The sequence below is a fragment of the Fodinibacter luteus genome, from assembly GCF_039541575.1.
Lineage (GTDB): Bacteria > Actinomycetota > Actinomycetes > Actinomycetales > Dermatophilaceae > Fodinibacter > Fodinibacter luteus.
The window spans coordinates 96,524-110,443 of the sequence record NZ_BAABGM010000015.1 but is presented as its reverse complement, the minus strand read 5'-3'; the positions used below and the strand labels follow the sequence as shown (position 1 = coordinate 110,443).

General features: G+C 73.5%; 12 protein-coding genes and 2 tRNA genes. 8 read left to right on the top strand and 6 right to left on the bottom strand.

Annotated elements, in window-relative coordinates:
* Nucleotide 1: 1 nt before the first annotated feature.
* From ABD899_RS12390 to pepN, 3 genes are read right to left on the bottom strand one after another with little or no spacing between them, the layout of a single operon-like run.
* Nucleotides 2–403, bottom strand: coding sequence for a globin (locus ABD899_RS12390; protein ID WP_345206385.1), 402 nt, complete (start codon nucleotides 401–403; stop codon nucleotides 2–4).
* The gene (locus ABD899_RS12385) at nucleotides 400–1,353 is read right to left on the bottom strand and encodes a mechanosensitive ion channel family protein (protein WP_345206382.1); all 954 of its coding nucleotides are present in this window, start codon (nucleotides 1,351–1,353) and stop codon (nucleotides 400–402) included. Before ABD899_RS12385 ends, ABD899_RS12390 begins: the two co-directional genes overlap by 4 nt.
* Nucleotides 1,346–3,898: an aminopeptidase N gene (gene pepN / locus ABD899_RS12380; RefSeq protein ID WP_345206380.1), complete on the bottom strand. Its 2,553-nt coding sequence runs from the start codon at nucleotides 3,896–3,898 to the stop codon at nucleotides 1,346–1,348. Before pepN ends, ABD899_RS12385 begins: the two co-directional genes overlap by 8 nt.
* Nucleotides 3,899–4,076: 178 nt before the next feature.
* Between pepN and ABD899_RS12375 the strand changes: the two genes are divergently transcribed.
* The 4 genes from ABD899_RS12375 to trmB all read left to right on the top strand — a co-directional run bounded on the left by ABD899_RS12375 (nucleotide 4,077) and on the right by trmB (nucleotide 7,102).
* A complete protein-coding gene (locus ABD899_RS12375) occupies nucleotides 4,077–4,712 on the top strand; it encodes a mycothiol-dependent nitroreductase Rv2466c family protein (RefSeq protein ID WP_345206815.1) in 636 nt (211 codons plus the stop codon).
* 3 nt (nucleotides 4,713–4,715) lie between these two features.
* Nucleotides 4,716–5,186 carry a ribose-5-phosphate isomerase gene (locus ABD899_RS12370; RefSeq protein ID WP_345206377.1) on the top strand — a complete coding sequence of 157 codons (471 nt, stop codon included), beginning with the start codon at nucleotides 4,716–4,718 and terminating at the stop codon, nucleotides 5,184–5,186.
* A gap of 102 nt (nucleotides 5,187–5,288) precedes the next feature.
* Complete coding sequence (locus tag ABD899_RS12365; protein WP_345206374.1) at nucleotides 5,289–6,398, top strand: PP2C family protein-serine/threonine phosphatase; 1,110 nt, start codon at nucleotides 5,289–5,291, stop codon at nucleotides 6,396–6,398.
* The gene (trmB, locus tag ABD899_RS12360; RefSeq protein ID WP_345206371.1) at nucleotides 6,395–7,102 is read left to right on the top strand and encodes a tRNA (guanine(46)-N(7))-methyltransferase TrmB; all 708 of its coding nucleotides are present in this window, start codon (nucleotides 6,395–6,397) and stop codon (nucleotides 7,100–7,102) included. Before ABD899_RS12365 ends, trmB begins: the two co-directional genes overlap by 4 nt.
* 97 nt (nucleotides 7,103–7,199) lie before the next feature.
* Here the strand turns inward: trmB and ABD899_RS12355 are convergent, their stop codons facing one another.
* Both ABD899_RS12355 and ABD899_RS12350 read right to left on the bottom strand, forming a co-directional pair.
* Nucleotides 7,200–8,156, bottom strand: coding sequence for a hypothetical protein (locus ABD899_RS12355; protein ID WP_345206369.1), 957 nt, complete (start codon nucleotides 8,154–8,156; stop codon nucleotides 7,200–7,202).
* Between the two features lie 240 nt (nucleotides 8,157–8,396).
* Nucleotides 8,397–8,470 (bottom strand) — tRNA-Pro (locus tag ABD899_RS12350).
* A 111-nt stretch (nucleotides 8,471–8,581) separates the two neighbouring features.
* Between ABD899_RS12350 and ABD899_RS12345 the strand changes: the two genes are divergently transcribed.
* The 4 genes from ABD899_RS12345 (at nucleotide 8,582) to tig (ending at nucleotide 12,609) form a co-directional block, all read left to right on the top strand.
* A tRNA-Gly gene (locus ABD899_RS12345) sits at nucleotides 8,582–8,655 on the top strand.
* Between the two features lie 270 nt (nucleotides 8,656–8,925).
* Entirely contained in the window at nucleotides 8,926–10,290 is a 1,365-nt protein-coding gene (locus ABD899_RS12340; RefSeq protein WP_345206366.1) for a TrkH family potassium uptake protein, read from the top strand.
* Nucleotides 10,283–10,951, top strand: coding sequence for a potassium channel family protein (locus ABD899_RS12335; protein ID WP_345206363.1), 669 nt, complete (start codon nucleotides 10,283–10,285; stop codon nucleotides 10,949–10,951). Before ABD899_RS12340 ends, ABD899_RS12335 begins: the two co-directional genes overlap by 8 nt.
* A 191-nt stretch (nucleotides 10,952–11,142) precedes the next feature.
* Nucleotides 11,143–12,609, top strand: a complete 1,467-nt coding sequence (gene tig / locus ABD899_RS12330) for a trigger factor (protein ID WP_345206813.1) — start codon at nucleotides 11,143–11,145, stop codon at nucleotides 12,607–12,609.
* 143 nt (nucleotides 12,610–12,752) lie between these two features.
* Here tig and ABD899_RS12325 read toward each other — a convergent pair whose 3' ends face one another.
* The gene (locus ABD899_RS12325; protein ID WP_345206360.1) at nucleotides 12,753–13,841 is read right to left on the bottom strand and encodes a LacI family DNA-binding transcriptional regulator; all 1,089 of its coding nucleotides are present in this window, start codon (nucleotides 13,839–13,841) and stop codon (nucleotides 12,753–12,755) included.
* Between the last annotated feature and the right edge of the window lie 79 nt (nucleotides 13,842–13,920).

Here is a 13,920-nt window from a genome sequence, read left to right as displayed (position 1 = left end):
GTCAGCGCTCGAGGGAGGGCGGCGGCGGGGTGGCACCGGGGGTGTTGACGAGCATGTGCGCGGCCCGCAGGAAGTAGTCGCGCATCTGCTCGGCCTGGGCCTCGGGCAGGTCGAGGGTGTCGAGCGCGGCGAGCATGTGCCGCATCCACCGGTCGCGCATGTCGAGGGTCACCGGGTAGGGCGCGTGCCGCATCCGCAGGCGAGGGTGACCGCGCTCCTGGCTGTACGTCGTGGGGCCACCGAAGTACTGGGTGAGGAACATCCGCAGCCGCCGCTCGGCGGGCGCGAGGTCCTCCTCGGGGTAGAGCGCCCGCAGCTCGGCGTCGGCCGCCACCCCCTCGTAGAAGGCGTGCACGAGTCGCTCGAACGTCGGTGCGCCACCGACCTTGTCGTAGAGGGTCACGGGGGGCCTCCGACCGGCCCGCCCAGCTGGCCGACGGGCGGGGCCTTGACGCCCGCGGCGTCGAGGGCGGTCTTCATCCGTTCGCGCAGCTCGCGCTGCACCGCGAAGTGCTCGCCGGGGGCGCACTGGGCCACGGTGCGGATGGTCATCGTCATGCCGACGATCGACTCGACGCCGAGGACCTGCGGGGGCTCGACGAGCCGGTCGGACCACTCGGGGGACTGGCCGAGGCCGTCGGCGACATCGCGGATGATGCCGACGACGCGGTCGACGTTCTCGGCGTACGACACGGGCATGTCGACGATGGCCGTCGAGTAGCCCTGGGACCGGTTGCCGATCCGGATGATCTCGCCGTTGCGGACGTACCAGGTGACCCCGCTGGCGTCGCGCAGCCGGGTGATCCGCAGGGTGACCTCCTCGACCGTGCCGATCGCCTCGCCGGTGTCGACGACGTCGCCTACTCCGTACTGGTCCTCCATGATCATGAAGATGCCGGCGAGGAAGTCCTTGACGAGGCTCTGGGCGCCGAAACCGAGCGCGACGCCGGCGACCCCGGCCGACGCGAGCAGCGGGCCGAGCGGGATGCCGAGCAGCGCCATGATGGTGAGTGTCGCGAGCGTCACGACGACGAAGGTGACGATGCTGCGCAGCAACGAGCCGACGGTCTCGACCCGTTGGCGCTGGCGCTCGCCGGCCATCCCGGTCGCGGTCGCGAGGACCTTGCCGGCCCGCCCCGACTCGGCGAGGCGGCGCGCGGACTTCGAGGTCATCGTCGCGACGACGCGGTTGATGAGCCGGCGGAGGAACCACACGGCGACGACGGCGAGCACGAGGGTGAGCAGGATGCGCAGCCCCACGGTCGTGAGCCAGCGCTGGGTCTGCTCCCAGGTGACGGCGACGAGCCGGAGGTCGGGCACGGGCAGCAGGGGGGTGGCGGAAATGTCAGTCACGGGCATCGCGCTCCTGCGCCGCGAGCGCCCGCGCGACCGGGTCGCGGTTCTCGACGACGAGTCGGCGCAGGGCGGGGGGCGCGTCGGCGCGGGCGTCGAGCCAGGCCTGGGTCGCGTCGTGCAGCGCGCGGTCGGCGAGCGGGCGCGGGTAGAACCCCATGACGACCGACTCGACGATGGCGTGCGAACCGCGCCCCTCGACGCTGTCGAGCATCGCGTGGTACCGCTCGACGAAGGGTCGCAGCAGCTCGGCGGGCGTGCCGGGCCGGGCGAAGCCGGCGGCGAGGGCGTCGACGACGGCGTTCGGCAGGCCGGTGCCCTCGACGGCCGCGGCCCACGCCTCCTCCTTGGCCTCGGGGATGGGCCGTGCGGCGCGGGCCCGGGCTGCACGCTCCCGACCAGTGGCGGTGTCCTCACGGGCCCGCTCGGCGTCGATCTCGTCGGCGTCGGCGGCGCCCGCCGCGGCGAGCGCGGTGAGCAGGGTCCACCGCATCTCGAAGTCGACGGCCAGGCCCTCGAGCACCTCGGTGCCGTCGAGCAGGGCCCGGGCGGATGCCGGGTCGTCGCCCGCCGTCGTCAGGGCCGCGGCCGCGGCGACGAGCTGGAGCTGGGCGTCGCTGCCGGGCTGCGCGGCCCGGGCGACCTCCCACAGGCGGTCGCGGGTCGCGGCCCGGGTGGCCTCGCGGTGCTCGGGAGCGGTGTACGAGAGCACGGCCGTCTGCAGCTGGGCGATGAGGGTGCGCAGCAGGGTGGAGTCGCTCTCACCGGGCAGCGTCTCGAGGACGACGTCGACGAACCGGCGGGCGCCCATCTCCGCGTCGCGGGTCATGTCCCACAGCGACGCGAGCACGAGCGAGCGCGGCAGCGAGGAGGTGAAGCCGCGGGGGTGGGCGAGCGCGGTGGCGAGCGAGCGCTCGTCGAGACGGATCTTGGCGTAGGCGAGGTCCTCGTCGTTGACGAGGAGCAGGTCGGGCTGGTCACGACCGACGAGCTCGGGCACCTCGGTGCGGGCGCCGTCGACGTCGAGCTCGAGGCGGGCGGTGCGGTGCAGGGCCCCGTCGCGGACGGCGTACGTGCCGATGGCGAGGGTGTGCGGGCGCAACGTCTCGAACCCGGGGGCGCAGGTCTGCTCGATGACGGCGGCGCAGACGCGGCCGCGGTCGTCGACCTCGACGAGGGGGCGCAGCGTGCTCACCCCGGCGGTCTCGAGCCAGAGCTCGGACCACGTGCGCAGGTCGCGCCCCGAGGTCGCCTCGAGCTCGACGAGCAGGTCGTCGAGCGTCGTGTTGCCCCAGGCGTGCTTGGCGAAGTAGGCGCGCAGCCCGTCGCGGAACGGCTCCCGGCCGACGTGGGCGACGAGTTGCTTGAGGACGGACGCGCCCTTGGCGTAGGTGATGCCGTCGAAGTTGACCTCGACGTCCTGCAGGTCGCGGATCTCGGCGACGATCGGGTGCGTCGAGGAGAGCTGGTCCTGGCGGTAGGCCCAGTCCTTCTCGTGGGTGCCGAAGGTCGTCCAGGCGTCGGCCCAGCGGGTCGCCTCGGCCTGGCAGGTCGTGGACGCCCACTCCGCGAACGACTCGTTGAGCCACAGGTCGTTCCACCAGCGCATCGTGACGAGGTTGCCGAACCACATGTGGGCCAGCTCGTGGAGCACGGTGAGGGCACGCCGCTCGACGAGGGCCTCGGTGACCTTGGAGCGGAAGACGTACATCTCGTTGAGGGTGACGCAGCCGGCGTTCTCCATCGCGCCCATGTTGTACTCCGGCGTGAACACCTGGTCGTACTTCTCGAACGGGTAGGCGCAGTCGAACTCCTCCTCGAAGAACGCGAAGCCCCGCTTCGTGAGGTCGAAGAGGTTGTCCGCGTCGAGGTAGGGCGTGAGCGAGCGGCGGCAGAAGATGCCGAGGGGCACCTCACCGCGACGGCTCGTCAGGGTGTCGCGCACGACGTCGTAGGGGCCGGCGACGAGGGCGGTGATGTAGCTCGAGATCCGCGGCGTGGGGGCGAAGCGCCACGTCGCGGTGCCGTCGCCGGCCGGCTCGGGATCGGGGGTGGGGGAGTTCGAGACGACCTGCCAGTGGGCCGGGGCGGTGACCGTGAAGGTGAACGACGCCTTGAGGTCGGGCTGCTCGAAGACGGGGTACATCCGGCGGCTGTCCGGCACCTCGAACTGGCTGTAGAGGTAGACCTCGTCGTCGACGGGGTCGACGAACCGGTGCAGCCCCTCACCCGTGTTCGTGTAGCGCCCGGTGGCCGTGACGACGACGACGTTCTCGGCGGCGAGGCCGGTGAGGCGCACCCGGCTGTCGGCGTAGTGCTCGGCCGGGTCGAGCTCGGTGCCGTTGACGGAGATCCCCTGCACGCCGTCGCCGACGAAGTCGAGGAACGTCTCGGATGCCGGGTCGCTGCACCAGAAGCGGATGGTGCTGCGGGTCGAGAAGGTCTCCGGGCCGGTCGTGACGTCGAGCTCGACGTCGTGGCTGTCGACGGTGACGAGCGCCGCGCGGGCGGCGGCCTCCTCACGGGTGAGGTTCGTGCCGGGCACGGGGTCTCCTTGCGTGGCGGTGCGGGGGGTGCGCTGCGGATGCCGGTCGGCCCCGCTTGGCGTGGCCCATCCTGTCACGGGAGCCCGCGCACCAGCCTCTCTGTGGACGGGCGCGGACGGGCGCTTCCCCTGTGGATGAGAGGATGGGGCGGTGTCCGTCTCCACTGATCCCACCCCCCTGACCCCCGCCGCCGACACGTCCGCCGGCCCCGGCGCCGAGTTCTGGTTCGACCCGATGTGCCCCTGGGCCTGGATGTCGTCGCGCTGGATGACCGAGGTCGAGAAGGTCCGCGGGGTCAACGTCACCTGGTCGGTCATGAGCCTGGCCGTCCTCAACGAGGGGCGTGACCTCGACGCCGACTACCGCGACTTCCTCGACCGGGCCTGGGGCCCGGTGCGGGTCGTCGTCGCGGCCCGCGAGGCGCACGGCGACGAGGTCGTCAAGCCGCTCTACGACGCGATGGGTGAGCGCATCCACCACCGCGGCGAGCGCGACGTCGACGCCGTCATCGCGGGTGCGCTCGCCGACGTCGGCCTCCCGGCCGACCTGGCCGAGGCCGCCACGAGCGAGGCCCACGACGACGCGCTGCGCGCCAGCCACGAGCGGGCCATGGAGCTCGTCGGCGACGAGGTGGGCACGCCCGTCGTCGCCGTCGACGACGTCGCCTTCTTCGGGCCGGTCGTCACCCCGGCGCCCAAGGGCGAGGCGGCCGGGCGGCTCTGGGACGGCTGCGTCCTCGTCGCCGGCACCGAGGGCTTCTACGAGCTCAAGCGCACCCGCACCCGCGGGCCGATCTTCGACGTGGAGGGCTGACCGGTGCGGGTGCACGTGGGCGGCGACCACGCGGCGTACGACCTGCTCGTCGACCTCGTGTCGTTCCTCGAGGGGGAGGGGCACGAGGTCACGAACCACGGCCCGCACGGCTACGACCCCGTCGACGACTACCCCGTCTTCGTGCTGCGCGCCGCGGAGGCCGTCGCCGCCGACCCCGGGTCCTTCGGCATCGTCCTCGGGGGCTCCGGCAACGGTGAGCAGATGGCCGCCAACAAGGTGACCGGCATCCGCGCCGCGCTCTGTTACGACGACGAGCTGGCCCGGTTGGCGCGCGAGCACAACGACGCCCAGGTCATCTCCGTCGGGGCGCGGATGACCACCGTCGAGCAGGCCCGCTCCATGGTGCGCGTCTTCCTCGGCACCCCGTTCAGCGGTGACCCGCGGCACGCCCGCAGGATCGCCATGGTGCAGGCCTACGACGAGGGGGGCACCCTCCCGCCGCTCTCCGCCTGACCTGCGACCCGGCATCCTCGCGACGCCCGACGGCCCGGCCTCTGGCGGTGCCGTGACCGCGCCCACTAGGGTGTGCGCGCCTACCGACCCCAAGGGGTGACCATGCCGAACGAGGTGCTGCAACGACCGCAGCTCCGCCGTGGTGACCTCCTCGCGCGCCGGCTCGTGGGCGGACACCGGACCCCGCTCGGCAGCGAGGGGGGCCTGCTCGTCCTCTTCCTCGTCGGCATCCTCACCCTCGGTCTCGCGGTCGTCCGGTGGCCCGACGACGTGCCCATCTCGCTGCTCTTCCCCGTCGTCGTCGTCGCCGGCCTCGTGCTGCGCCCGGGGCCGCTCCTGTGGGTCTACGGACTCGGCTTCGTCACCGTGCTCTTCTGGATGCCGGTGTCCGGCATCTCGTACAGCCGCTCCGCGCTGCTCGCGCTCTCCCTGCTCGCCGTCATGGCCCTCATGGTGTTCGCCGCCAGGTCCCGCTCCCTCATCGGCACCCGCGGCTTCGGCAGCGACCGGATGTTCGCCGAGCTGCGCGACCGGATCGCCCTCGTCGGCCGGCTCCCCGACCTCCCCGACGGGTGGGGGGCGTGGTCGTGCATCCGGTCGGCCCACGGCGAGCACTTCTCCGGGGACTTCGTCGTCGCCCACCTCAGCCCGTCCGGGTACCGCCTCGAGATCGTGCTCGTCGACGTGAGCGGGAAGGGGACCCGGGCGGGCACCCGGTCGCTCCTGCTGTCCGGTGCGCTCGGTGGGCTGCTCGGGGCCGTGCCCTCGGCCGACTTCCTTCGTGCCGCCAACGACTACCTCCTGCGCCAGGGGTGGGAGGAGGGCTTCGCGACCGCCGTGCACCTCGACCTCGACCTGCGCACGGGCGAATACTCCATCGCCAACGCCGGCCACCCCTTCCCGGCCCTGTACACCTCGGGGCGGGCCCGCTGGAACCTCCTCGACGGGGCCCGCGGCCCGCTGCTCGGGGTCGTCCCCGGGGCGTCCTTCCCCCGGCAGAGCGGGCGGCTCGACCGCGGCGACGCGCTGCTGCTGTACTCCGACGGCATCATCGAGGCGCGGGGGCGCGACCTCGTCGACGGCATCGACCGGATGCTCGGCATCGCGGCACGCTCGGTGCTCGGCGACGCGAACGTGGCCCGCGACGTGTGCGAGTCGGCCCGGTCGGGCGAGGACGACGACCGGGCGGCACTGGCCGTCCGACGCCTGTGACCCCGTCCGAGGGGACCGCCGCCGGGGGAGCCGGGCCGGGGCTCGACCACGCCCCCCGCGAGGGCGTGCGCACGTTCACGCCGCGCTGGCGCAACAGCCCGCTCACTGACGAGCGGATGGCGACCCTGCTGCCCGGGCGCTCGCTGCCCGAGGGGCCGCTCGTGCCCGTCGAGGCCTTCGGGCGGGTCGGGCCGGTCGTCGTCGAGATCGGTTCGGGCCACGGGGCGGCGGCCATCGCGTACTGCCGGGCCCATCCCGAGACCGACCTCGTCGCGCTCGAGGTGCACGTGCCCGGCGTCGCCCGGATGCTCGCCGCCGCCGCGGACGCGGGGGTGCGCAACCTGTGGGTCCACCCGGGGGACGCGCTGCCCTTCCTCACGGACCGGGTCGCACCGGCGTCGCTCGCGGCGGTGCACCTGTTCTTCCCGGACCCGTGGCCGAAGAAGAAGCACGCCAAGCGCCGGTTCGTCCAGCAGCACACCCTCGACCTCGTCGCGTCGCGCCTCGTTCCGGGTGGGGTGCTGCTCGTCGCGACCGACATCGCCGAGTACGCCGCGCACGCCCGTCGCCAGCTCGCGCACCACGGCCGGTGGGACGTCGTCGAGGGGGAGCGCCCGCCGTGGCGGCCCGACGACGGGTTCGAGGCCAAGGGGGTGCGCGCCGGGCGCACGGTCACCGAGCTGACCTGCACGCTCCGGCCGTAGCGGCCTCCGGTGATGCAGCTCGCGCGCCAGGTCGCGCGCCGTGCATCACCGGACGCCTCGGGCATGCAGCACGCGCGCCAGGTCGCGCGCCCGTGCATCACCGGACGCCTCGGGTCCCGGCAGCCGACCCGGTCAGCGCGGCGTGGGCGCGGGCGACCTGCGCGAGGAAGGCGTCGGGCGCCAGGCGCAGCCCGAGCACGGGGATGCGCAGCACCATCCGCTCGTCGAGCGTGACCTCGTTCTGGCGCAGGGCGTCATCGATGGGGTTGAGCGCCAGTGCGTGGTGGCCCCCGTCGACCTCCACGACGAGGCCGATGTCCTCCCACGCGACGTCGAGGTAGAGGCGCCCACCCGGTTCGGTGCGCACCCGCTGCCGGCTGGGCGCCGGGAGGCCGACGGTTCGACACAGCCGCGCGAAGTCGAGCTCACCCAGCGAGTGCGCACCGTCGCAGACATCGGCGAAGACGGCGTCGAGGAACACGCGACGCCGGCTGGAGCGCACGCGGCGCCAGGCGGCGAGCAGCCGCAGTGGTGAGACGAGGCGCTGTTGCACGACGAGGCAGACGATGAGCGCCGCCGCGCGATCCGTCGCCGCCCACTCAGCGGCTCGCACCGTCGCCATCTCGGGTCGGGCCCTGGGGATGCCGGCTCCGGCCGTCGGCCCCACCTCCCGACGCCGCCGGACCCTGACCCCGGCGACGGGGCGGCTCCGGCTGCACCGGGGCACCGTCACGTCGATGCGGCGCTGGGTGAAGCCGGTCAGCCCGGCGGCGTGCAGCGCACTGACCCCGTCGAGCACTGCTCCCGGGCCCGACTCCCACACCGCTTGCCACCGTCGGGCCCGCTCCGACATCGGCCCCGTGCCGATGACCACCGTGTGGGTCCCGACGCCCTGCCAGCGCCCGGCAGCGATCTCGGTGCGGACGTCCGCCCGGGTGACGCCTGCGCGGCGCAGGTCCGCGCGGTGGGCGATGCCGTCGTGCTCACGGGCGACCTCGGCCGCGACCCGGGCACGCTCGCAACGAGGAAGGCGTCGGCGCGGGCCTGCGGGCATCCCCCGAGGGTGGTCGATCGAGGGGGACCCCCGCTCCGAGCCTGTGGACAACCTCCTCGGGTGATGCACACAGCGCGACATGCCGCGCTCCCTGCATCACCGCAGAGGGTTCTCCGTCGGGGTAGCCGGAGCCGCCGTCGCCGCCCCCACTCCTTCGTCGCGGTGCCGGCTCCCGCTCCCGGCATCCTGCTCCCACGACGGCGAACGGCCCGCAGCGCGGAGCGCAGCGGGCGTTCTCCGTCGGGGTAGCCGGATTTGAACCGGCGGCCTTCCGCTCCCAAAGCGGACGCGCTACCAACCTGCGCCATACCCCGCCGCCCGCCGCACCGGCATCCGACGCCGACGAGGTCGACGAACGGATTTCGGATCCCGCGAGCGCGGCCACTAGGCTAGCGGTGCCCTCGGGGTGAGTGCTCACGAGGTGCGCGGGCGTAGCTCAATGGTAGAGCCCCAGTCTTCCAAACTGGCTACGCGAGTTCGATTCTCGTCGCCCGCTCCACGCCGACGCGTGACCCGGCACCCGGGCGCCCGGCATCCGACGGCCCCGCAGGCACGCGCCGAGGCACCACACAGCGGATGCCGTCCGCCCGGCCGTGGATGCCGTCCGCCCGCCTCTGCCACATCGCCGACCGGGCAGCCGACACGCGCCGAGGCGCCACCACAGCGGATGCCGTCCGCCCGCCCGGGCCGCACCGCCGACCGGGCAGCCCGCACCCACGCCGTCCCGGGACGCCACGCCCCGCACGGCCGCCTCTGTCACGATGGCCCCGTGCTCCTTCGCACCCAGGGCCGCGGGCGCGGCGTGCGCCGACCGGTCCTCCGCCACCCGGCCCAGGTCGTCGTCACCGCCTTCCTCGTCGCCGACCTCATCGGCACCCTCCTCCTCATGCTCCCTGCCTCGCGGGCCGGCGCGGGGTCGGCCCCGGTCGTGACGGCCCTGTTCACGTCGACGAGCGCCGTCTGCGTCACCGGCCTGACGACCGTCGACACGGCGACGTACTGGAGCCCGTTCGGCCAGGCCGTCATCCTCGGGCTCATCCAGGTCGGGGGCTTCGGGATCATGACCCTGGCCTCCCTCATCGCCCTGTTCCTCTCGCGCCGGATGGGGCTGCGCACCCGGCTGACCGCGGCGGCGGAGACCCGCAGCGTGGGGCTCGGCGACGTCCGCCGGGTGCTGCGCGGCGTCTTCGTCGTCACGGTGGTCGTCGAGTCCGTGACGGCGGCGCTGCTCACCGCGAGGTTCCGCACCGCCTACGACGACGACTGGGGCACCGCCGCGTGGCATGGGGTGTTCCACGCGGTCTCCTCGTTCAACAACGCCGGGTTCGCCCTGTTCAGCGACAACCTCATGGGCTTCCTCACCGACGCCTTCGTGCTCCTGCCCATCTCGGTCGCCGTCATCATCGGCGGCCTCGGCTTCCCGGTGCTCATGGAGCTCGCCCGGCGCGTCCCGGTGCGGCGCTGGAGCCTGCACACCCGGCTCACGCTGTCGATGACGGCGGCGCTGCTCGGCGGCGGCACCGCGTTCGTCACCCTCGCCGAGTGGGGCAACGACGGCACCGTCGGCGGCCTGCCGCCCCTGGCCAAGCTGCTCGCGGGGTGGTTCCACGCCGTCCAGCCGCGCACCGCCGGCTTCAACGCCTGGGACTACGGCCAGGTGACCGACGAGACGCTCATGGGCACGATCCTGCTCATGTTCGTCGGGGGCGGGTCGGCCGGCACCGCGGGCGGCCTCAAGGTCACGACGTTCATCGTGCTCTTCTTCGTCATCGTCGCCGAGGTGCGCGGTGACCGCGACGTCATCGCCTTCGACCGGCGCATCGACCACCGCGTGGTCCGCCAGGCGACGACGGTCGCGCTCCTCGGGGTGGCCGCGGTCGTCGGTGGCACGATGCTCCTCACCGAGCTGACCGACCTCCCGCTGCCCGACGTCATGTTCGAGACGACGTCGGCGTTCGCGACGGTGGGCCTGTCCACGGGCATCACCCCGCAGGTGGGCGAACCCGGCCAGCTCGTGCTCGTCGTGCTCATGTTCCTCGGCCGACTCGGCCCGATCACGCTCGTGTCGGCGCTCGCCCTCCGGCAGCGGACCCGCCGCTACACCCTCCCGGAAGGAGCACCCCTCATTGGCTAGGAAGATCGCGGAGGCCGGAGGAGTCGTCGTCATCGGCATCGGCCGGTTCGGGAAGTCGCTCGCCGACGAGCTCGAGCGCGACGGCGTCCAGGTGCTCGCCATCGACAGCGACCCCAAGCGCGTGCAGGACCTCGCCGGCCGCTGGACCCACATCGTCGAGGCGGACGGCACCGACCTCCAGGCCATGGAGCAGCTCGCCGTCGGCGACTTCTCGCGTGCGGTCATCGGCATCGGCAACAACCTCGAGGCGAGCGTCCTCACCGCGTTCGTGCTGACCAAGCTCGGCGTCAAGGACATCTGGGCCAAGGCGATCACCGCCTCGCAGGGCGAGATCCTCTCCCAGGTCGGCGTGACCCACGTCGTGCGGCCCGAGCACGCGATGGGCAAGCGGGTGGCGCACCTCGTGCGCGGCCGGATGCAGGACTACATCGAGTTCGACGACGGGTACGCCATCGTCAAGATGCGCCCACCCGAGAGCATCCTCGGCCGCACCCTCGCCGAGGCGGGCGTCCGGGGACGGTGGGGCGTGACGATCGTCGGCATCAAGAGCGAGGGGCAGGACTTCTCGTACGCGACCCCCGACTCGGTCGTCCACGACGGGGACCTCATCATCGTGTCCGGGGAACGGCGCAGGGTCGAGGTCTTCTCCGACGCGGACTGACGGCGACTGCGGATCCGGGGCCCGAGCGGCGGATTGGGTGCCCTCCACCCCGGCCGCTAGCATGGACCCTTGGTGCTGGTCCCGGATGCCGCGCGCTCGCGTGCCGCCGGACGGTGCCGGTCCGCGCGGCCGGCCACCCGGCATCCGCCCGCAGTTCCCCCCGATTCCCCCATGGTTGTGGAGTGCCTGAAGTGAAGAGTGCCGTCGAGACCATCAGCCCGACCCGGGTCAAGCTCAGCGTGGAGGTCCCCTTCGAGGAGCTCAAGCCGATGCTCGACCAGGCGTACCGGACCATCGGTGCCCAGGTGCAGATCCCGGGCTTCCGCAAGGGCAAGGTCCCGAGCCGCATCATCGACCAGCGCGTCGGCCGGGGTGCCGTCGTGCAGGAGGCCGTCAACGAGGCCCTCCCGCGCTTCTTCGCCGAGGCCGCCGAGGCCGAGAACCTGCGTGCCATCGGGCAGCCGGAGGTCGACGTCACCGCGGTGCCCCTCGAGGACGGGCAGGACCTGACGTTCACCGTGGAGACCGACGTGCGCCCCGAGGTCGAGCTGCCCGAGCTCGAGGGCATCGCCGTCGAGGTCGACGAGGTCGCCGCCTCCGACGAGGACGTCGAGGAGCGGCTCACCGCGCTGCGCGAGCGCTTCGGCTCCCTCGTCGGCGTCGAGCGCGCGGTCGAGGACGGCGACTTCGTCTCCATCGACCTGTCGGCCGTCATCGGCGACGAGGAGATCGACTCGGTCACCGGCGTCTCGTACGAGGTCGGCAGCGGGAACATGCTCCCGGGCATGGACGAGGCGCTCATCGGGATGGCGGCCGGTGAGTCCAAGGACTTCACGGCTCCGCTCGCCGGCGGCGACCACGAGGGCGAGGACGCCGACTGCACCGTCACCGTGCAGTCGGTCAAGGTGCGCGAGCTGCCCGCCCTCGACGACGACTTCGCCCAGCTCGCCTCCGAGTTCGACACCCTCGAGGAGCTGCGCGCCGACGTCACGACGCAGGCCGAGCAGGCCAGGCGCTACGAGCAGGGCATCCAGGCTCGCGACCGGCTGCTCGACCACCTCCTCGAGATCGTCGACGTCCCCGTGCCCGACGGCGTCGTCGAGGCCGAGGTGCACCAGCACCTCGAGGGCGAGAACCGCCTCGACGACGACGAGCACCGCGCCGAGGTCGAGGAGAGCACCCGTCGCGCCCTGCGCGCCCAGTTCCTCCTCGACGCCGTCGCCGAGAAGCTCGAGGTCCGCGTCGAGCAGCCCGAGCTCATCGAGTACCTCGTCATGAGCGCCCAGCAGTACGGCATGGACCCGAACCAGTTCGCCCAGGCCATCGACCAGCAGGGCCAGATCCCCTCGATCGTCCAGGAGGTGGCGCGCCGCAAGGCCCTCGCCGCCGTCCTCGACCAAGCCACGGTCACCGACACGGCCGGTGTCGAGGTCGACCTCGACGCGCTCGTGCCGCAGGCCCCGGGCGTCGAGACGGTCGAGGTCGAGGAGGGCGAGGGTGACGTTGCCGTCGCCGACGCCGAGACGGCTGCCGACGAGGTCGCCCAGACCGCCGACGACGCCACCGAGGTCGCCGACGACGCCGCCGAGGCGGCCGCCGACGAGGTCACCGACGCCACCGAGGCCGCCGACGGCGAGGCCGAGACCGCCAGGGCCTGAGCCACGACCCGCGAGAACCCGCACCCGGCCCGACGCCGGTGCGGGTTCTCGCCGTTTCGGATGCCGTGGCGCGGGTTCGGGCGTCCCGCTCGCGGGGTGCCGTCCCGGGTGTCCGCGCTCAGCGCGCCGCCTCGTGTGTGCGCTCAGCGCGGCGACGGCGGCGGTGCGCTCGTCGTGCCGACGCGCAGCCGCACGGGGAACGGCTCGTCACGCACCGGACGGCCCTCGAGGGCGTGCCGCACGAGGCGCCCCATCCGGCGCCCCTTCTCGGCGCCGGGCTGATCGACGGTCGTCAGCACGTGGTCGAGCCAGGGCAGGTCGACCCCGTCGAAGCCGGTGACGGTGAGGTCGCCGGGCACCCGCAGCCCCCTCGCCTCGGCGGCCCGCACCGCACCGGCGGCGAGCAGGTCGGCTTGGGCGACGATCGCCGTGGGCCGCTCGTCGTCGGGGACGTCGAGGAGAATCCGGGCCGCGGCCTCGCCCGCCTCGACCGTGAGGTCGTGGGCCTGCACGACGGGGGCGTCCGGCCCCGCGAGCGCGCGGAAGCCGGCGAGCCGGCCCGCGGCATCCGGGTAGGTGGCACCAGCGACGTCGGGCTCGGTGACCCGGGAGGTGGGGGCGCCGGCACGCAGCGGCATCGTGAGGTGCGCCAGCCGGCGGTGGCCGAGGTTGAGCACGTGCCGGGTCGTGAGGGCCATCGCGGCGGCCTCGTCGGTGAGCACGTGCGCGACCCCAGGGTGCACGGGGGCGCCGCTTCCGACGAGGGGGACCCCGCGGGCGAGCAGGTGGTCGACGACGGGGTTGTCGCGCTCGCCGCAGAGGGGGAAGACCGCGGCGTCGACGGCCTGGGTGGCGAGCTGCGCGACGGCACGCTCGGGGTCCTCGACGGGCTGGGCGACGAGGAGCATCGAGCGGCCGGCGGCGTCGAGCTCCTCGGCGAGGCCGTCGAGGATGGCGAGGGCGAACGGGTCGTGGAAGGCGTAGCGCAGCGGCCCCTCGACGACGACGGCGACCGTGCCGACCCGCCCCTGCCGCAGCGAGGAGGCGAGCGGGTCGGGGCCGGCGTAGGCCAGGTCGGCGGCGGCGGTCCGCACCCGCTCGGCGGTGCCGGAGGCGACCGGTCCCTTGCCGCTGAAGACGAGGGATGCCGTGGACGTCGAGACCCCGGCGCGCCGCGCGACGTCGCGCAGGGTCGGTCGGCGACCGGCGCGGGTTTGACGCGTGGGGGGCATGCGGGACACAATATCGAATCGATTCGATCGAATCGATTCGACCCGCTCGTTCCCGCCGTGGGTGCCCAACCGGTCGCCC